Genomic DNA, 19048 nt, shown 5'->3' with positions numbered 1-19048 from the left:
CTGCTGGCCTATGATTGCGTTTGGCTCACGCATCAACCGCCCATGGCACGCCCTGACCTCAACCTGCTGCTGGCCCTGGATGCGTTGCTGGAGGAGGGCAGCGTCGTCGGCGCCGCGCGGCGCATGCATCTGAGCCCGCCGGCGATGAGCCGGACGCTGAGCCGTATCCGCGATGCGCTCGGCGATCCGGTCTTCGTCCAGGTCGGGCGCAGACTCGTGCCCACGCCCAAAGCGCTCGCGATGCGCGAGCAGGTCCGCATCGCGCTCGATCATGCCACGCAGGTGTTCGCGTCGGATGCGGCGGTCGACCTGGCGTCGCTGGACCGGCGCTTCAACGTCCGCGCGACCGACGAGTTCGTCAGCATCCATCTGGGCCGGCTGCTCGATGCGATGGCCAAGGAAATGCCGCGGGCGATGTTGCGGTTCTCGCCCGAGAGCGACGACATCGATGAGGAGGCGCTGCGCAGCGGTCGCATCGATCTGTTCGTCAGTGCATCGCGCACGCTGGGGGCGGAGATCCGCGTGCAATCGTTGTTCACCACGACCTTCGTCGGCGTGGCGCGCGCCGGGCATCCGATCTTCGATGAGGAGATCACCGCCGCCCGGTTCGCCCGTTGGGAACACATCCATGTGTCGCGGCGCGGCAAGGACCACGGCCCGGTCGACGACGCGCTGCAGGCGCAGGGCCTGCGCCGCCATGTCGCGCTGGTGGTGCCGAATCCATACACGGCGTTGTTCGCCTTGCAGGATTCGGATCTGCTGCTGTCGTTGCCGCGGCACCTGGCCCGCACCGCGCAGGCGGCGGGCTTGCGCCTGCGTGTATTCGAGCTGCCGGCGCCGATGGAGACGGTCTTGCTGACGCAGGCCTGGCATCCACGCCTGGACAGCGACCCGGCGCATCGCTGGCTGCGGCAGACGATCCATGCACTATGTTGCGCAATTGACCTCCCCCCCTGAAGAGGGAGGTACTGCGCCATCCAACGCGCGCATCGATCCGATCGACGTCGCAAAAGCCCCCCGCGTGCGGGGGCGGGTTGGGAGAAGGGGCATGGCGAGCGAGGAGATGGGGAGCCCTCCGCAGCGCGCGGGGGAGGGTTGGGTGGGGGGCTGGCCGGTCGATGCGTTGTCTTTGGGCTTGGTGCCAACGCCCATGCCCCCACCCGACGCCGTCGGCGTCGACCTCCGCCCGCAAGCGGGGGAGGTATTGCGCGGTCGACCTCCTGCTATGAACGGGGCGGTATTGCGCGGTCGACCTCCTGCTACGAACGGGGCGGTGTCGCGCGGTCGACCTCCGCCTGCGAACGAGGGGGGAGGTGTTGCGCGATCGATCCCCACGCGCGAAGCGGGAGGACTGCGCTGGCAGACACGCGCATCGATCCGATCGACGTCGTAAAAGCCCTCCCCCGCGTGCGGGGGCGGGTTGGGAGAAGGGGCATGGCGAGCAGGAGATGGGAGCCATCCCCCGCGCGCGGGGGAGGGTTGGGTGGGGGCGGCCAGGTCTGCTTAATGCGTGCGTCTAACGCAATCGTTGGATTGCAATCATTTCACTTTTTGAAATGACGACGCCTCCCTACAGTGCCTACCGGTCGGTCACTGCGTAGCGTCCAAGGTGCAAGCCACGCCCACATCCAAGACATCGCCACGCGTGCCCACGCGGCAGGCCTGGTTCCGGGATGCGCTCGCAAGCGGGCTGTCGGCGCTCGATCTGACCACGCCGCGTGCCGCCTACGTGATGCGCTCGTTGCTGGCCGCGGGGCTGGCGCTGGCGGTCGCCTATCGGCTCGATCTGCATGCGCCGTATGCGGCGGCGTCCAGCGTGCTGCTGGTGATCCACCCGGTGCAGGGGGCGGTGATCGGCAAAGGGGCCTGGCGGGTGTTGGGCACCTTGGCCGGCATGTTGGCGGCGTTCGTGCTGATGGGCGCGTTCGGGCAGATGCCGTGGTTGTTCCTGATCGGTTTTGGCCTGTGGCTGGGGCTGTGCGTGGTGGGCATGACCCTGCTGCGGCACTTCCGCGCCTATGCCGCGACGCTGGCGGGCTACACCGTGGGCCTGGCCGCGTACGGCGCGATGCAGCATCCGGAACTGACGTTCGACCAGGTCATCGGACGCGGGGCCTCGGTGCTGGTCGGTGTGGTGTGCCTGGCCGCGGTGTCGGCGGTGTTCAGTGCCCGCAGCGTGCGCAGCCGCCTGGCTGCGCAACTGCATCACCTGGCGGCGGCCACCGCGGGCGTGCTCGCCACGCATCCGCAGGCGATCCACCGGCGCGATGCGCCCGGCGGCAGGCCGCTGGACCCGGGCAGGCGTGCGCTCATCCTCGAGGTGTATGGCGTGGACGACCTGCTGGCGCTGGGCAAGGCCGAGTCGGCGGATCTCGCGCGTCGCGCCGGCGCGGTGCGTCAGGCGATGGTGTCGCTGTTCTCGGCGTTGGTCGGCGGTGCGCCGCCGATGGGCGGGCACGGCGGCGCCCTCGATGCGCTGCGCGCCGTGCAGCCGGACTGGGAACAGACCTGGCGGCAGGCGTGCGATGCGCTGGCGCAAGCGTCGAATGCGTCCGGTCTGGCGCAGGTCGCGCGGATGCTGTCCGGGCTGCGGGCCCGGGTGCGCGATGCGCTGGCCGCGGTGTCGCTCGAGTCGGCCAACGCGCAGGCCTCACTGACGATCGCGGGCGACCGCTTGATCGAGCAACTCGACGATTATCTCGACGCGCTTGCCAGCATCGCCCATGTCCACAGCGCACGGCCGATGACCGGCGGGGTGTCGGTGCCGTTTCACCGCGATATCGGGGCGGCGATCGAGAACGGGCTGCGCGCCCTGCTGACCGTCGTGCTCGGCGGTGCGTTCTGGATCGCGACCGGCTGGACCTACGGCCACATGATGCTGGCAGGCCTGGCGGCGGCCTGTGCGCTGCTGTCCACCGCGCCCGATCCCGCACGCGGCGCGGTCGCGTTCCTGCAGGGCACGGTGGCGGCCGCGGCGATGGCCTTCGTGTGCGTCTTCGTGGTGTTGCCGCACGTCTCCGGGCTGCCGCTGCTGCTGGTGGTCCTGGCCCTGTTCTGGTGGCCCGGCATCCACGCGACCACGATGCCGCGGCATGCCTTGGCCGGGGTCGCCTATCTGGTGGCCTTCACCAGCCTGGCGGCGGTGGACAATCCGATGCGCTACGACATCGCGCTGTTCCTCAACGGCGCGGTGGCCTGGATCCTGGCGGTGTGCTTCACCTTGTTGGGGTTCCGCACCGTGCTGCCGCGCAATGCGTCGCGCGATGTCGACCGCCTGCGCCAGCGTATCCGAGGCGACGCGCTCGCGACCTTGTCCAGCGCGCGCTCGGATACAAAAGCCTGGCAATGGCGCCAGCAACATCGCATTGCGCAACTCGGCGCCTTGCTGCGGGCGCAGCCCGAGGCGATGGACCGCGCCATCGCCGATGCGCTGGCCAGTCTGCACCTGGGCCGCGAAGTGTTGCGCCTGCGCGAATGGCTGCGCCGCACGCCGGACACCGCCCCTGCACATCGCGGGGTCGCCGTGGCACTCGCGCGCATGCGGCGACGCGCGGCCGCGCCGGCGGTGGCGGCCCGACACGCGCGACGCGCGGCCGCGTCGTTGTCGCGCGCCGCCGCATCCTCGGGCGCGGCGACGATCGAGATGCAGCGGCTGACCGGCGCGCTGCTGGACGTCGCGGCGCTGCTCGAGCGCCATGCCGATGGTGTGCCGCCACGCGAACGAGGGGCCGGCCATGTTGCATGAGGTCGCAGTGGGCGGCCTGTACCTGCCGCCATTCTTCGTCTACGCCTGCGCCGCGTTGCCGCTCTACTTAGGACTCCGCCTGCTGCTCGTGCGCTGTGGGGTGCTGCGCTGGGTCTGGCATCCGGGCCTGTTCGAATTCGCATTGTCCGTCTGTCTCGTCTCGGTGTTGATCCTCCATGTCTGATCGTCCGCATCCCGCCGCGCGCATCCTGCGCGTCGCTCTCACGCTCAGTGTCGTCATCGCGGCCTGCCTGCTGGTCGGTGCGCTGTGGCGCGCCTATGTGCTGGCGCCTTGGACGCGCGACGGCCGGGTCGCGGCCCAGGTCGTGCGCATTGCGCCAGACGTGTCTGGCCCGGTCATCGACGTCGCGGTCGTGGACGGCCAGGTCGTGGCGCGGGGCGAGGTGCTGTATCGCATCGACCCGGCGCGCTTTGCGTTGGCGCTGGCGCAGGCCGAAGCGCATGCAGCCGCGGCGACCGTCTCGCTGCGCCAGCGGGCCGAGGAGGCCCGGCGGCGCCAGGGCATGGAGCGCCTGCTGCCGGCCGAGGACATCCAGCGCGCGCAGCAGGCGCTGGCACTCGCCCGGGCCGATCTGCGGATGGCGCAGGTCGCGGTCGATCGGGCGAAGCTGGATCTCGAGCGCACGGTCCTGCGCGCGCCGATGGATGGGGTGGTTACCCGCCTGCGCCTGAGCGTCGGCGATTACGCCGCGGCGGGCCAGCCGACGATCGCGCTGGTCGATGCCGGCGGCTTCTGGATCACCGGTTACTTCGAGGAAACCAAGCTGCGCGGCATCCGGCCGGGCGCCGCGGCGCGGATTCGGTTGATGGGGTACGACGTCGAGCTTCAGGGCCGGGTGGCGAGCATCGGGCGCGGCATTGCCGACCCCAACCAGGAGGCCGATGCGCAGGGCTTGCCGAACGTGGCGCCGAGTTTCAGCTGGGTGCGTCTGGCGCAGCGCATTCCGGTGCGTGTCGAGTTCGAGCAGGTGCCGCCTGAGGTGGTGTTGGCGGCGGGCATGACCGGCAGCATCGATGTGCTGCCGGCTGACGGCGCGCCGGCCGCACGGGGGCGGCTGGTCGCCTGGCTGCAGCGCTGGCTGTGAGGCGCGCCATGCCCACGTCATCCACGTCGTGCACATCTGCGCGAGCGCGGCACCGCGGCGGGTGGTTGGCCGCGCTGCTGGCCGGCCTGTCCGGCTGCACGACGGTCGGTCCTGACTATCGCGCGCCGACGATGGCGGTGCCTGCGGACTGGATCGCGCCCGGCGCGCCTGTGCGCGACGATGATCGCGAGGCGCCAGGTCCGTGGTGGCGCACGTTCCAGGACACGCTGCTCGAATCCCTCATCACGCAGGCCTTGGCGCACAACCAGGATCTCGACATCGCGTTGGCGCGGCTGCGGCAGGCGCGGGCCGAACGCGCGCAGATCGCCTCGGCATCACGGCCCGAAGTTTCGATCGGCGGGGCGGTCGGGGCGACGCGCAGCGACGGGCGCAGCGCGCAGGCGTGGCAGTTGGGCATCGACGCCAGTTGGACGCTGGACCTGTTCGGCGGCACGCGGCGGGCGGTCGAGGCCGCCGATGCCGGTATCCAGGCGCTGGCGGACGATCACGATGCGCTGCAGGCGAGTCTGGTGGCCGAACTGGTGACCGACTACGTGGGATTGCGTGCTACGCAAACGCGGCTGTCGATCGCGCGCGACGAGGTCGCCACGCTGATCGACAGCGCGCGATTGGCCGAGCAGGCGCATCGCAGCGGCCTGGGCACGCTGGCTGATGTGGCCCAGGCCCGGGCCGAGCGCGCCACGGCGCAGGCACGGCTGCCGGTGCTGGAGGCCGACATCGCGCGCTTCAGCCATGCGCTGGGCGTGCTGGCCGGTGGCTTTCCCGGCGACTGGCAGGCCGCGCTGCGGGTGCCTGCGCCGATACCGCCCAGCCCCGCGTATGCGGCGCGCGCACTGCCTTCGGACGTGATCCGCCAGCGCCCGGACCTGCGCGCGGACGAACGGCGCCTGGCGCAAGCCACCGCGCAGATCGGCGTGGCCCAGGCCCAAGGCTTCCCTGCGTTTCGTATTCCGCTGGGCATCGGCACCACGGCCGGCACGATCCGCGAGCTGTTCTCGGCGGCGACGCTGGCATGGTCGGCCGGCATGCAGGGCCGCCAGGTCCTCTACGACGCCGGACGCGCGCGCGGGGCGACTGCCGCTGCGCAGGCCAATGCCGACGCGGTTCGCCGGATCTACGAGCGCGACATCCGCGTGGCACTGCGCGAGGTGGAAGACGCGTTGATCGCCTGGACCAGCGAACGCGAGCGGCAGGCCTCGTTGCAGTCGGCGGTCGTCGACAGCGAACAGGCGCTGGACGATGCGACGCGGTTGTATGCCCAGGGCCTGCGCGGCTATCTGCCCGTGCTCGTCGCGCAGCGCACGGTGCAGCAGGCGCGTGACGCGCAGGTGCTCGGCCGATGGGCGGAGCTGCGGGCGGCGGTTGCGCTGCACACGGCGCTGGGAGCGCAGGTGGCGGTTGCCGGGGCGCCGGCCGTCGGGGCGGACGCGTCGCTGGCGGCCTCGGCAGCGCGATAAGTTGCGGGCCGCCCTGCGCTCAGGCGCGCGGGGACGGCGCCGGGTCCGAGACGCCCGCCGCGCGCAGGCACACTTGGCGGATCGAGGCGACCAGTTGCGACGGGCCAGCGGTTTTCTCGCGCAGGATCGGCGCGACCGGCCCGACCAGCGCCTCGGTGAACGCACCGACGATGCAGGCCGCGGTGACGTCGGCGTCCTGGGCCGGGAACTCGCGGCGTTCGATGCCGGCGCGCAAGATGTCGCGGAACACGTCGCCGAAGCGCCGGCGGCCGCGGATACGCTCGGCATCGACTTCCGGATCGACCGGTTCGGCGATGAAGGCGTAGGCCAGGGCGGGGCCGGCGAGGGCGCGGCGCACGAAGGCCTCGATCGCCGCGCCCAACTGATCGCGGGCGTCGGCGTGGCCGTCGGCCGCCGCGCGCAGGACCACGATTTCGGCATCGATCGCGGCGGTGAGCACTTCGACGAACAGTTCGGCCTTGGACGGGAAGTAGCGATAGATCAGGCCGGTCGAGACCCCGGCCTCGGCCGCGACTGCGGCGACCTGCGCCTCGCGGAAGCCGCCGACCGACACCAGGGTGCGCGCAGCCTGGACGATCCGCTCGCGGTTGCGGGCCATCCGTTCTTCCATCAGATCGGAGCGTCGGTAGCTCAAAATTGTGATCCTTGGTTCAATTTGTGAATCCTAGTTCAATTCTTGTCCGGAACCCGCTAGGCTGTGCGTCCGGACCCAACTGCGACGCTTCGCCGCACGGTCCGCGCCCCGGGGAACCTTGGAGTCCAGCATGCGTATTCCGTCCATCGATTTCCAACTCGGCGAAGAGATCGAGATGATCCGTGAGTCCGTCCAGGACTTTGCCGCGCAGGAGATCGCGCCGCTCGCCGCCCACGCCGACGAGACCAATCAGTTTCCCCACGCGCTGTGGCGCAAGCTCGGTGGGCAGGGGCTGCTGGGCATCACCGTCGAGGACGCCTACGGCGGCACCGGCCTGGGCTACCTGGCCCATGTGGTCGCGATGGAGGAGATCTCGCGGGCCTCGGGCGGCATCGGCCTGTCCTACGGCGCGCACTCCAACCTGTGCCTCAACCAGCTGCGCAAGAACGCCAGCGAGGCACAGAAGCACCAGTACCTGCCGAAGCTGTGCAGCGGCGAGCATGTCGGCGCGCTGGCGATGAGCGAGCCGGGCGCGGGCTCGGACGTGGTCGCGATGAAGTTGCGCGCCGAGCTGCGCGGCGACCGCTACGTGCTCAACGGCAACAAGATGTGGATCACCAACGGGCCGACCGCCGACGTGTTGGTGGTCTACGCCAAGACCGACCCTGCGGCCGGCCCGAAGGGCATCACCGCCTTCATCGTCGAGAAGGGCTTCAAGGGGTTTTCGACCGCGCAGAAGCTCGACAAGCTCGGCATGCGCGCCTCCGACACCTGCGAACTGGTGTTCGAGGACTGCGAAGTACCGGTCGAGAACGTGCTCGGCGAGGTCGGCGGCGGCGCCAAGGTGCTGATGTCGGGCCTGGATTACGAGCGCCTGGTGTTGTCGGGCGGCCCGCTCGGGCTGATGGCCGCCGGCCTCGATGTCGTCCTGCCCTACGTGCACGAGCGCCACCAGTTCGGCGAGGCGATCGGCAACTTCCAGCTGATGCAGGGCAAGATCGCCGACATGTACGTGGCCTTCAATGCCTGCCGCGCCTATGTCTACGCGGTGGCCAAGGCCGCCGACGCCGGGCGCATCACCCGCCAGGACGCCGCGGGCGTGATCCTGTACGCCGCCGAGAAGGCCACCTGGCTGGCCGGACAGGCGATCCAGGTGCTGGGCGGCAACGGCTATATCAACGAGTACCCGGTCGGCCGGCTGTGGCGCGACGCCAAGCTCTACGAGATCGGCGCCGGCACGTCGGAGATCCGGCGCATGCTGATCGGCCGCGAACTGTTCCGCCAGACCAGCTAAGAGGAGCGCGTCGATGGCTGTCCTGCAGAGCCGGATCGATCCGGCCAGCGAGAATTTCCAGACCAATGCGGCCGCGATGCAGGCGGCGCTCGACGACCTGCGGGCGACCCAGGCCCGCATCGCGCAAGGCGGCAGCGAGGCGGCACGCGAAAAGCACCGCAAGCGCGGCAAGCTCCTGGTGCGCGACCGTATCGATGCGCTGATCGATCCGGGCGCGCCGTTCCTGGAGGTCGCGCCGCTGGCGGCGCTGGGCCTGTACGGCGACGACGTGCCGTGCGCCGGCGTGGTGGCCGGTATTGGCCTGGTCAGCGGCGTGGAATGCATGATCGTCGCCAACGATGCGACGGTGAAGGGCGGCACCTATTACCCGGTCACGGTAAAGAAGCATCTGCGCGCGCAGGAGATCGCGCAGCAGAACCGTCTGCCGTGCATCTATCTGGTCGATTCGGGCGGCGCGTTCCTGCCGATGCAGGACGAGGTGTTCCCCGACCGTGATCACTTCGGCCGGATCTTCTACAACCAGGCCAATCTGTCGGCGCAGGGCATCCCGCAGATCGCCTGTGTCATGGGCTCGTGCACCGCCGGCGGCGCCTACGTGCCGGCGATGAGCGACGAGACGGTGATCGTCAAGGCGCAGGGGACGATCTTCCTCGGCGGCCCGCCGCTGGTGAAGGCCGCGACCGGCGAGGAAGTGGATGCCGAGTCGCTGGGGGGGGCCGACGTGCACACGCGCGTGTCGGGCGTGGCCGATCATTTCGCCGAGGACGACCTCGATGCGCTGGCACGCGTGCGCGACATCGTCGCCTCGCTCAACTGGCGCAAGCAGGGCGAGCTGCGGATGCAGCCGCCCGAGGATCCGCTGTATCCGGCCGAGGAGCTCTACGGCGTCATCCCGGCCGACACCCGCAAGCCCTACGATGTGCGCGAGGTCATCGCGCGGCTGGTCGACGGCTCGCGCTTCGATGAGTTCAAGGCGCGCTACGGCACCACGCTGGTGACCGGTTTCGCGCACCTGCACGGCCACCCGATCGGCATCGTCGCCAACAACGGCATCCTGTTCTCCGAGAGCGCGCTCAAGGGCGCGCACTTCGTCGAGCTGTGCGCCAAGCGTGGCATCCCGCTGCTGTTCCTGCAGAACATCACCGGCTTCATGGTCGGCAAGAAGTACGAGAATGGCGGCATCGCCCGCGACGGCGCCAAGCTGGTGACTGCGGTTGCCTGCGCGAAGGTGCCCAAGTTCACCGTGGTGATCGGCGGCAGCTTCGGCGCCGGCAACTACGGCATGAGCGGGCGCGCGTATTCGCCGCGCTTTCTGTGGATGTGGCCCAACGCGCGGATCGGCGTGATGGGCGGCGAGCAGGCTGCCGGCGTGCTGGCGACCGTGCGCCGCGACGGCATCGAGGCCAAGGGGGGCAGTTGGTCGGCCGAGGACGAAGAGGCGTTCAAGGCGCCGATCCGCGCGCAGTTCGAGCAGCAGGGGCATCCGTACTACGCCAGCGCCCGACTGTGGGACGACGGCATCATCGATCCGGCCAAGACCCGTCGCGCGCTGGCGCTGGCGCTGTCGGCGGCCATGAACGCCCCGAACGAAGACACGACGTTCGGCATCTTCCGGATGTGACCGGGCGCGACGAGGACACGCAATGACCGACACACCGAACATCGCGATCGCGCGTCAGGGCGCCGTGGCGACCCTGTGGATGGATCGCCCCGAGCGCCACAACGCCTTCGACGAACACCTGATCGACGCGATCGATCGTGGCCTGCAGACGCTGGGGGCCGACGATGACGTGCGCGTCGTCGTGCTGGCCGGCCGCGGCCGCAGTTTTTCCGCAGGCGCAGACCTCGACTGGATGCGCCGCGCTGCCGACTACGACGTCGCCCGCAACCACGATGAGGCCGAGGCGCTGGCGCGCATGCTGCGACGCCTGGCCGAACTGCCCAAGCCGACCATCGCACGTGTGCACGGCGCAGCGATCGGCGGTGGGCTGGGCCTGGTCGCCGCCTGCGACATCGCGATCGCCAGCGACAAGGCCGTGTTCGCGACCTCGGAGGTCAAGTTCGGCCTGATCCCGGCCACGATCGGGCCGTACGTGCTGCGCGCGATCGGCCCGCGGCAGGCGGCTCGCTACTTCCTGACCGCCGAACTGATCCAGCCGGCCAAGGCCCGCGACATCGGGCTGGTGCACGACGTCGTCGCCGACGATGCGCTCGATGCCGCGGTCGACACGCTGGTGCAGGCGCTGGCCCAGGGCGGCCCGAAGGCGCAGGCCGAATCCAAACGGCTGATCCGAGACCTCGACGGCCAGACCATCGGCGATGCCTTGATCGCCGACACCGCAACACGCATCGCCGATATCCGTGCCACCGACGAAGCGCGCACCCGTTTGGACGCGTTTCTGTCTGCACGCCGCGCAAAGGACGCTCGATGAGCACTGAGATCTCCGAAGGCACGCTGTTCGACAAGGTGCTGATCGCCAATCGCGGCGAGATCGCCTGCCGGATCATCGCCACCTGTCGCCGTCTGGGGATCCGCACGGTCGCGGTGTACTCCGATGCCGACCGAACCGCGCGCCACGTGCGCCTGGCCGACGAGGCCGTGCACATCGGGCCGGCGGCCGCGCGCGAGAGCTATCTGCGTGGCGATCGGTTGCTGGACGCCGCGCGCCGGACCGGCGCCCAGGCGATCCATCCCGGCTACGGGTTTCTGTCCGAGAACGCCGCGTTCGCCCAGGCCTGCGCCGATGCCGGCGTGGTGTTCATCGGCCCCAGCCCCGCCTCGATCCAGGCGATGGGCGACAAGCGCGAAGCCAAGGCGCTGATGCAGGCGGCCGGTGTGCCGGTGACGCCGGGCTATCACGGCGCGGACCAGGACCCGGCGTTGCTGCAGCGACAGGCCGACGGTATCGGCTATCCGGTGCTGATCAAGGCCAGCGCCGGCGGTGGCGGCAAGGGCATGCGCCTGGTCGAAAAGCCCGAGGACTTCGCGGCGGCATTGCTGTCGTGCCAGCGCGAGGCCGAGAGTGCCTTCGGCGACGCGCGCGTGCTGATCGAGCGCTACATCGTGCGGCCGCGCCACGTGGAGATCCAGGTGTTCGGCGACCGCCACGGCAACGTCGTGCATCTGTTCGAGCGCGACTGCTCGGTGCAGCGCCGTCACCAGAAGGTGCTGGAAGAAGCCCCCGCACCGGCGCTGGGCGAGGCGCAGCGCGAGGCGATGGCGCAGGCCGCGATTGCCGCCGCGCGTGCGGTCGACTACGTCGGCGCCGGCACGATCGAGTTCATCGTCGGCGAGAGCCGCGGGTCGGGCGACGGCACGGGCGAGTTCCATTTCATGGAAATGAACACCCGTCTGCAGGTCGAGCACCCGGTCACCGAGCTGGTCACCGGCATCGATCTGGTCGAATGGCAGTTGCGGGTGGCGGCCGGTCAGCCGCTGCCGCTGCGCCAGGACCAGATCCGGCACCGCGGCCATGCGATCGAGGCCCGGCTCTATGCCGAGGACGCACTGAAGGGGTTCCTGCCCTCGACCGGGACCCTGCAGGTGATGCAGTTCCCGGAGGCCAGCGCCCACGTGCGCATCGACACCGGGGTGGAGCAGGGCGACGCCATCAGTCCGTGGTACGACCCGATGATCGCCAAGCTCATCGTCTGGGACGAGGATCGGCCGCGAGCGCTGCAGCGCCTGCGCCAGGCGATCGACGCGGTACGCGTCGTCGGCGTGACCACCAATGCGGTATTTCTCGGGCGACTGGCGCGGCAAGCGGATTTCTCTGCGGCACGCCTGGAGACCGGCCTGGTCGCGCGCGAGATCGACAGCCTGCTGGCGCCATTGCCCGAAGCCGACGATGCGGCGTGGATGCATGCCGCGCTCGGCGTCTGGGCGCAGCGCCGCGCGGCGTCGACGGACGCAGACGCCTCGCCCTGGGCGCGCGACGGTTGGCGTCTCGGCGCGTCCGCGCCGCAGTGGATCGAGCTGTCGGCAGGCGGCCGGACCCGCCGGCTTGCACTGCACCCGCATGCCGACCACGTCGACATCGGCGTCGACGGGGGCCCGATGCTAACGGCCACGGTCGACTGGGCTGCGCCGACGCTCACCGCCACCCTGGACGGCGTGCGCGGGGCCGTCGATGTGTGGATGGCGGGGGCGCAGGTCGTGCTGTACCGCGGCGCCGAGCGGTTCGTGTTCGAGCACGTCGATCCACTGCATCGGCACACCGGCGCCGAGACCCATGCGGGCGCGGTGGTCGCGCCGATGCCCGGACGTATCGTCGAACTGCTGGCGCCCGTCGGGGCGCCGATCGCCAAGGGCACGCCGCTGCTGGTGATGGAAGCCATGAAGATGGAGCACACGCTGCAGGCACCGCACGACGGTGTGGTCGAGGCGTTTCTCGCCAAGCCGGGCGATCTGGTCGCCGATGGGGCGGTGCTGGTAGATTTCGTGACCGCTGACGAAGAGACGCCCTAATGCGCGATGTTGTCCGTGTCGTCGAGGTGGGCCCGCGCGATGGGCTGCAGAACGAGAAGGCGATGGTGCCGACGGCGACCAAGATCGCGTTGATCGATCGCTTGTCGGCCTGTGGCTTCCCGGTCGTCGAGGCCACCAGCTTCGTCAGCCCGAAGTGGGTGCCGCAGCTGGCCGACGCCGAGGACGTGCTGGCCGGGATCACCCGGCGCGAAGACGTCGCCTATCCGGTGCTGGTGCCCAACGACAAAGGCCTGGCCCGGGCGCTGGCGACGGGCGAGCGCCACATCGCGGTGTTCACCGCGGCCTCGGACGCCTTCAATCTCAAGAACACCAACATCGATGTCGACGGCTCGCTGGCGCGCCTGGCGCCCGTGGTCGAGCAGGCACGCGCGGCAGGGGTGTCGGTGCGCGGCTATGTGTCGACGGTGCTCGGCTGTCCCTATCAAGGCGCGGTGCCGGTGCGCGACGTCGTGCGCGTGGCCGCTGCGCTGCACGCGATGGGCTGCGATGAAATCTCGCTCGGCGACACCATTGGGGTCGGCACGCCGGCCAAGGCCCGCGAGATGCTGCTGGCCTGCGCGCAGGACGTCCCCATGGCGCAGTTGGCCGTGCATTTCCACGACACCTACGGACAGGCGCTGGCCAACGTCCACGCCTGCCTCGAGGCCGGCGTGCGCGTGGTCGACAGCGCGGTCGGCGGCCTGGGCGGTTGCCCGTATGCCAAGGGCGCCAGCGGCAACCTGGCGACCGAGGACCTGCTGTACATGCTCGAGGGGCTGGGGCTGCAGACCGGCGTCGATCTCGACGCGGTGACCCGGACCGCACTGTGGATCGGCGAGGCCTTGGGGCGGCGGCCGGCGAGCAAGCTCGCGGCAGTCGCACTGGCCAACCGCGCCGCCGACTGAGCGATTCGCGATGCGTATCGCGACCGGCGCGGCCTCAATGGGCAGCCCCTCGTCGCGGCGTACGCCACCGAACGGCAATGCCTGATTGTCTGATCGGAAAATCATTTGACATATCGGAGAATGGCTTGCAATCCTGCAGGCCTTGTCCGCCAGGAGCGTCTTCATGTCTGTGATCGCTGTCTGCCGCATGTCGGCGTCCGCACCGTCTGGAACGACGCGCGCGCAATGCGGGCGGGATCTGGCATGAGCGCGCCCGCGCCGATGCCGGGCCTCGCCCGCTGGTCGCTGCCGTTGCTGCTGCTGTGCGTCGCGGTGGCGGGGGTTGCGGCTTGGCGCGCGACGCAGACGCCAGCGCCGCGGCCGGCCGACATCCCGGTTGCTGAGTTCTCTGCAGCGCGTGCGCTGGTGGACCTGCGCTGGATCGCCGCCGAACCCCATCCCACCGGTTCGGCGGCGGCGGCACGGGTCCGCGACCGATTGGTCGCACAACTCGCGCAGGCCGGCCTGGAGGTCGAGGTGCAACGCACGCATGCGTTCGCCGAGTACCGCAACCCGCGGCTGCGCAACCTGCGCGGCGGCAATGTCGAGAACGTCGTCGCCGTGCTGCCGGGGCGCGACCGCAGCCTGCCCGCGGTGATGATGATGGCGCACTATGACAGCGTCGCCAATTCGCCGGGCGCGGCCGACGACGGCCTGGGCGTGGCGGTGATGCTGGAGGTCTCGCGTGCGATCGCGCGCGACGCGCGGCAGCGCGACGTGGTGTTCCTGTTCACCGATGCCGAGGAAGCCGGGCTGCTTGGCGCGCGGGCGTTCTTTGCCGAACACCCGCTGGCGCAGCGGATCGGCACCGTGGTCAATCTCGAGGCGCGCGGCAGCCGCGGTCGTGCCCTGTTGTTCGAGACCGGGCCGGGCAACGCCGGCCTGATCCGCACGTTCGCGGCCGGTGCACCGCTGCCGGCCGGCAACTCGCTGACCGGCTTCGTCTATCGCTACATGCCCAACGGCACCGATTTCACGGTGCCGGCCGAGCGGGGCATTCCCGGCCTCAACTTCGCGATCCTCGGCGGCCTGTTCGACTACCACGCCGCGAGTTCCACGGTCGACAATCTCGACCCGGGCAGCGTCCAGCACATGGGCGCGCAGGTGCTGCCGCTGGTGCGCACCCTGGCCGTGTCGCCCACCTTGCCGGCCGCCGATGTTGACCTGGTCTACAGCGATTTGCCGGGCGGGTGGATGATCGCGCTGCCGGCGTGGTCGGGCTGGGTCGTCTGGCTGCTGGCACTGTTGCCGATGGGCGTCGTCGCGCGCCGCGCGTCATGGGCCGACGGCGGCTGGCGCGGCGCCCTCAGCGGCCTGGCGCTCGTGCCGCTGACGCTGCTGTCGGTCGCACTGGCGGTCCGGCTGGCCTATCGGCTGCTCGGCGGCGGCGACGCATCACTGCTGCTCAACCGCGATCTATTGGCCGTGTTTCCGACCCTGGCCGCCGGCCTGGGCCTGCTGTCGATCGGCACGGTGCTGGTGGTGGGCGGCTTGGTCGCCGGCAGCCTGGGCCGGCGGACGTTCGCGCTGGTCGCGCTGGTCGTGGGTGTGGCCGCGTCGCTGCGCGGCGGCTTCGATCCGGTCGCGTTGGTGCTCGGCGTCGTCGTGGCCGGTCTGGGCTGGACCGTGGCTGGCACCCTGCGCCGTGGCGAGACGGTGCGCCTGGGCACCCTGGCCTTCTTCGGCCTGCTGGGCGCGGTGGTGCAGGCGCTCGCGCCGGAACTGGCGCCGTTGCTGCTGTGGCCGCTGCTGGGCGTGGGTGTGGTCGCGTGGTGCCTGCCGGCCAACGCACCGCTGCAGGCGGTGCGCGTGGCCGTGGCTGGGCTGGCGACGGTCTATGGGCTGGCGCATGTCTTCGGTCTGGCGCTGCAGGTCTTCGACGCCGTCGGCTTCGGCACGCCCGAGGTGCTGGCCGTCCCCGCGGTATGGCTGACGGCGCTGGCGCTGCCTTGGCTGCGGGTCGCCCACGGCAGGCGTGCGCCCGCAATTGCGCCGCTCGCCGTCGTGCTGCTGGCCAGCGGCGTGTTGGTCGCCGCGGCGTTTCCCCGGCTGGACCGGCAACGCTACCCGGCGCTGTCCCAGGTGATGTTCGTCGCCGATCCGGGGCAGGGCGAGTACCACCGTGTCAGCGCACTGCCACCGTCGTCGGCGTGGAGTCGCGCAGCGCTGCACGCCGATCGCGAAGCGCCGGTCCCGCGTCCGTTGCTGGCGGTGGACCTGGCCAGCGTCTGGGCGACGCCCGCGGCGCCGATCGCGGTGGCCGAGCCGATCCGGTTCGAGCAGTCGCGCGATGCGGCGACCGGCGAGGCGGTGCTGCGCGTGCAGGCGCCGGCTGCGACTCGCGACCTGCGAGTGCTGCTCAAGAGCGCGGCGGCCGTGCCCGGCGTGACCCTGCAGGGCGAGCCGGCCCCGTTGCTCGACACGCCCGATACCTGGTCGCGGCTGCGCTGGCATGCGCCGGGGGCCCAGGGGATCGAATTGCGCTGGCCGGACGATGCCGGGCCGGTCGAGATCCAGGCCGCCGCGGGTATCGATGGCTGGCCGCACGATGCCGAGCCGCTGCCGCCGCGCGCGCCGGACGTGATGCCCTGGTCCACCTCGGACATGACCTGGGTGCTCGGACAGACGCGCGTCGAGCCCTGAGGGCAGCGCGGCCGCGGGCGCGTCGGCCCCCGCGGCGCCCACCCGCCGGCCACCATGGCAGTGCGCGGGCATGCGAACGCCGGCCACGGGGCCGGCGGATCATGCGGACTTCGCTTGCCGACGCGAAGGATGCCGACGCGAAGGATGCCGGCGATACGGGCGGGCCTGCGGCGCAGGCCCGCTGTGCCGCGACACGCGGTCAGACCAGGCGGGTCAGCCAACCGTGGCGGTCGGGCGTACGGCCGTACTGGATGTCGAGCAGGTCCTTGCGGATCGCCATCGTGACCGCGCCAGGCCCGGCATCGGCATCGCCGACGCTGAAGTCGGCGCCCTTGAGCACGCCGATCGGGGAGATGCTGGCGGCGGTGCCGCAGGCGAACACCTCGGCGATCTCGCCCGAGCGCACGCCGTCGATCCATTCGGCGATCTCGACCCGGCGTTCGGTCACGGTGTGGCCGTGGTCGCGCAGCAACTGGATCACGCTGTCGCGGGTGATGCCTTCCAGGATGCTGCCGGTCAGCGACGGCGTCACCACGCTGCCGTCGCGCTGCACCAGGAACACGTTCATGCCGCCGAGTTCCTCGACGAAGGTGTTGGTCTCCGCGTCCAGGAACAGCACCTGCGCGCAGCCGTTGTCGTAGGCCTCGCGCTGGGGCAGCAGCGAGGCGGCGTAGTTGCCGCCGCACTTGGCAGAGCCGGTGCCGCCGCGGCCGGCGCGGGCGTAGTCGCGCGACAGCCAGATCGAGACCGGCTTGATGCCGCCCTTGAAGTAGGCGCCGGCGGGGCTGGCGATCACGTAGTAGGCCACGCGACGGGCAGGGCGCACGCCGAGGAAATCCTCATTGGCGATCATGAAGGGCCGGATGTACAGGCTCGACTCGCCGCCGCCTGGCACCCAGACCTGGTCGGTACGCACCAGCTGGCGGATCGACTCGACGAACAGGTCCACCGGCAGTTCGGGCAGGGCCATGCGGCGCGCCGAGTGCTGCAGGCGGCGGCCGTTGGCCTCGGGCCGGAACGTCCAGATCGAGCCGTCGGCATGACGGAACGCCTTCATGCCTTCGAAGATTTCCTGGCCGTAGTGCAGCACCGCGGCGGCCGGCGAGAACGTGAGCGGGCCATAGGGCCGCACATGCGCGTCGTGCCAGCCGTCCTCGACGGTCCAGTCGATCGCGACCATGTGGTCGGTGAAATGGGTCCCGAACCCCGGGTCGGCGAGGATCGCTTCGCGGTCGGCCTGCTGGCGGACCTGTTGCGAGGGGACGATGCGGAAGGTGTGGATCGACTCGGTGGTCATGCGCGAACTCAGATGTGCAAAGCGTGGCCGAGTGCGCGCAGCGCCGCTTCCTGCACGGCTTCGCCCAGCGTCGGGTGGGGATGGATGGTGCCGGCGATGTCCTCGAGCGTGGCGCCCATCTCGATGGACTGCACGAAGGCGATCGACAGTTCGGAGACCTGCACGCCGACGGCCTGCCAGCCGACGATGCGGTGATCGCTTGCCCGTGCGACCACGCGCACGAAGCCGTCGGTGGACTCAAGCGACATCGCCCGGCCGTTGGCGGCGAACGGGAACAGCGCGGTCTTGGCGTCGATGCCCTGGGCCTTGGCCTCGTCCGGCGACAGGCCGACGACGACGACTTCCGGATCGGTGAAGCACACCGCCGGGATCGCGGCCGGCACGAACCGGCGCTTCTTGCCGCTGACGATCTCGGCCACCAGTTCGCCCTGGGCCATCGCGCGGTGCGCGAGCATGGGTTCGCCGGCGACATCGCCGATCGCCCAGACATGACGCATCGAGGTGCGGCACTGGTCGTCGATCTTGATGGCCTTGCCGGCGAGGTCGAGGCCCAGCGATTCGAGGTTGAAGCCGTCGGTCTTCGGACGCCGGCCGACCGCGACCAGGATCTGATCGCCGTCGAGCGTGCGCTCGGTGCCGTCCGGGTCGCGGACGCGCAGTGCGCCGTCGTCCGACAGTCCCAGCACGCTGTGGCCGGTCAGCACCTGGACGCCGGACTTCTGCAGGTGGGTGGCGACCGGCTTGGTCAGCTCATTGTCGTAGGCGGGCAGGATGCGGTCCTGCGCCTCGACCACGGTGACTTCGCAGCCGAGCTTGCGATAGACGGTGCCCAGCTCCAGTCCGATGTAGCCGCCGCCGACGACGATCAGGTGCTTGGGCAGCGCGGTCGGCGACAGCGCTTCGGTCGAGGAGATCACCTTGCCGCCGAACGGCAGGAACGGCAGTTCCACCGGCACCGAGCCGGTCGCCAGCAGCAGGTGCTCGCACTTGATGCGCAGATTGCCGCCGTCGTCACCGGCGCCAGCGACATCGACGGTCTTGCCGTCGACGATCGTCGCCCAGCCCTTGATGAGCTGCGCGCCGTTCTTCTTCAGCAGCGCGCCGACACCGCCGGTGAGCTTCTTGACGATACCGGCCTTCCATTCGACGGTCTTGGCCAGGTCGATCGTCGGCGCCTGCACGGTGATGCCGAGCGGCGAGTTGCCGGCGGCGAAGGCGGCGACCTTGGCGAATTCCTCGGCGGCATGGATCAGCGCCTTGGACGGAATGCAGCCGATGTTGAGGCAGGTGCCGCCCGGGTTCACGCCTTCGACGACAACGGTCTTGACGCCGAGCTGGCCGGCGCGGATGCCGGCGACGTAGCCGCCCGGGCCGCCGCCGATGACCAGCAGCTGGGTTTCGATGGTCTTCGACATCAA

The 19048-nt window shown here is 70.5% G+C and carries 14 protein-coding genes; 11 read left to right on the top strand and 3 right to left on the bottom strand.

What is annotated here, in order from left to right; genetic code table 11:
- Window positions 1–42: 42 nt before the first annotated feature.
- From ABE487_RS04110 to ABE487_RS04090, 5 genes are all read left to right on the top strand, one after another.
- A complete protein-coding gene (locus ABE487_RS04110) occupies window positions 43–957 on the top strand; it encodes a LysR family transcriptional regulator (protein WP_346449480.1) in 915 nt (304 codons plus the stop codon).
- A 688-nt stretch (window positions 958–1645) separates the two neighbouring features.
- Complete coding sequence (locus ABE487_RS04105; protein ID WP_346451425.1) at window positions 1646–3745, top strand: FUSC family protein; 2100 nt, start codon at window positions 1646–1648, stop codon at window positions 3743–3745.
- On the top strand, window positions 3735–3929 hold the full coding sequence (locus tag ABE487_RS04100) for a DUF1656 domain-containing protein (RefSeq protein ID WP_346451426.1): 195 nt from the start codon (window positions 3735–3737) through the stop codon (window positions 3927–3929). The genes ABE487_RS04105 and ABE487_RS04100 overlap by 11 nt, the downstream gene beginning before the upstream one ends.
- On the top strand, window positions 3922–4851 hold the full coding sequence (locus tag ABE487_RS04095) for an HlyD family secretion protein (RefSeq protein ID WP_346451428.1): 930 nt from the start codon (window positions 3922–3924) through the stop codon (window positions 4849–4851). The genes ABE487_RS04100 and ABE487_RS04095 overlap by 8 nt, the downstream gene beginning before the upstream one ends.
- A 65-nt stretch (window positions 4852–4916) precedes the next feature.
- Window positions 4917–6329, top strand: a complete 1413-nt coding sequence (locus ABE487_RS04090; protein ID WP_346452864.1) for an efflux transporter outer membrane subunit — start codon at window positions 4917–4919, stop codon at window positions 6327–6329.
- 19 nt (window positions 6330–6348) lie between these two features.
- On the opposite strand, the gene ABE487_RS04085 is transcribed toward ABE487_RS04090, so the two are convergent.
- Window positions 6349–6984, bottom strand: a complete 636-nt coding sequence (locus ABE487_RS04085; RefSeq protein WP_346442436.1) for a TetR/AcrR family transcriptional regulator — start codon at window positions 6982–6984, stop codon at window positions 6349–6351.
- A 130-nt stretch (window positions 6985–7114) separates the two neighbouring features.
- Between ABE487_RS04085 and ABE487_RS04080 the strand changes: the two genes are divergently transcribed.
- From ABE487_RS04080 to ABE487_RS04055, 6 genes are all read left to right on the top strand, one after another.
- Window positions 7115–8278, top strand: coding sequence for an isovaleryl-CoA dehydrogenase (locus tag ABE487_RS04080; protein ID WP_346449260.1), 1164 nt, complete (start codon window positions 7115–7117; stop codon window positions 8276–8278).
- Between the two features lie 13 nt (window positions 8279–8291).
- Entirely contained in the window at window positions 8292–9899 is a 1608-nt protein-coding gene (locus tag ABE487_RS04075) for a carboxyl transferase domain-containing protein (protein ID WP_346451430.1), read from the top strand.
- 22 nt (window positions 9900–9921) lie between these two features.
- The gene (locus tag ABE487_RS04070; RefSeq protein WP_346451431.1) at window positions 9922–10710 is read left to right on the top strand and encodes an enoyl-CoA hydratase-related protein; all 789 of its coding nucleotides are present in this window, start codon (window positions 9922–9924) and stop codon (window positions 10708–10710) included.
- Window positions 10707–12746 (top strand): acetyl/propionyl/methylcrotonyl-CoA carboxylase subunit alpha, encoded by a 2040-nt coding sequence (locus tag ABE487_RS04065; RefSeq protein WP_346451432.1) that lies wholly within the window; start codon window positions 10707–10709, stop codon window positions 12744–12746. The genes ABE487_RS04070 and ABE487_RS04065 overlap by 4 nt, the downstream gene beginning before the upstream one ends.
- Complete coding sequence (locus ABE487_RS04060; protein ID WP_346449255.1) at window positions 12746–13651, top strand: hydroxymethylglutaryl-CoA lyase; 906 nt, start codon at window positions 12746–12748, stop codon at window positions 13649–13651. Before ABE487_RS04065 ends, ABE487_RS04060 begins: the two co-directional genes overlap by 1 nt.
- A 243-nt stretch (window positions 13652–13894) precedes the next feature.
- Window positions 13895–16333 carry a M20/M25/M40 family metallo-hydrolase gene (locus ABE487_RS04055; RefSeq protein WP_346451434.1) on the top strand — a complete coding sequence of 813 codons (2439 nt, stop codon included), beginning with the start codon at window positions 13895–13897 and terminating at the stop codon, window positions 16331–16333.
- A gap of 199 nt (window positions 16334–16532) precedes the next feature.
- Here the strand turns inward: ABE487_RS04055 and ABE487_RS04050 are convergent, their stop codons facing one another.
- Window positions 16533–17630: a branched-chain amino acid aminotransferase gene (locus ABE487_RS04050; RefSeq protein ID WP_346442443.1), complete on the bottom strand. Its 1098-nt coding sequence runs from the start codon at window positions 17628–17630 to the stop codon at window positions 16533–16535.
- Between the two features lie 8 nt (window positions 17631–17638).
- Window positions 17639–19045, bottom strand: a complete 1407-nt coding sequence (gene lpdA, locus ABE487_RS04045; RefSeq protein ID WP_346442444.1) for a dihydrolipoyl dehydrogenase — start codon at window positions 19043–19045, stop codon at window positions 17639–17641.
- Window positions 19046–19048: the final 3 nt, after the last annotated feature.

This window comes from Luteimonas sp. TWI596 (assembly GCF_039674105.1).
In the GTDB taxonomy this organism is placed as follows: Bacteria; Pseudomonadota; Gammaproteobacteria; order Xanthomonadales; family Xanthomonadaceae; genus Luteimonas.
Note: the sequence above shows the minus strand (reverse complement) of the source record. Positions and strands in the feature narration are given on the sequence as shown.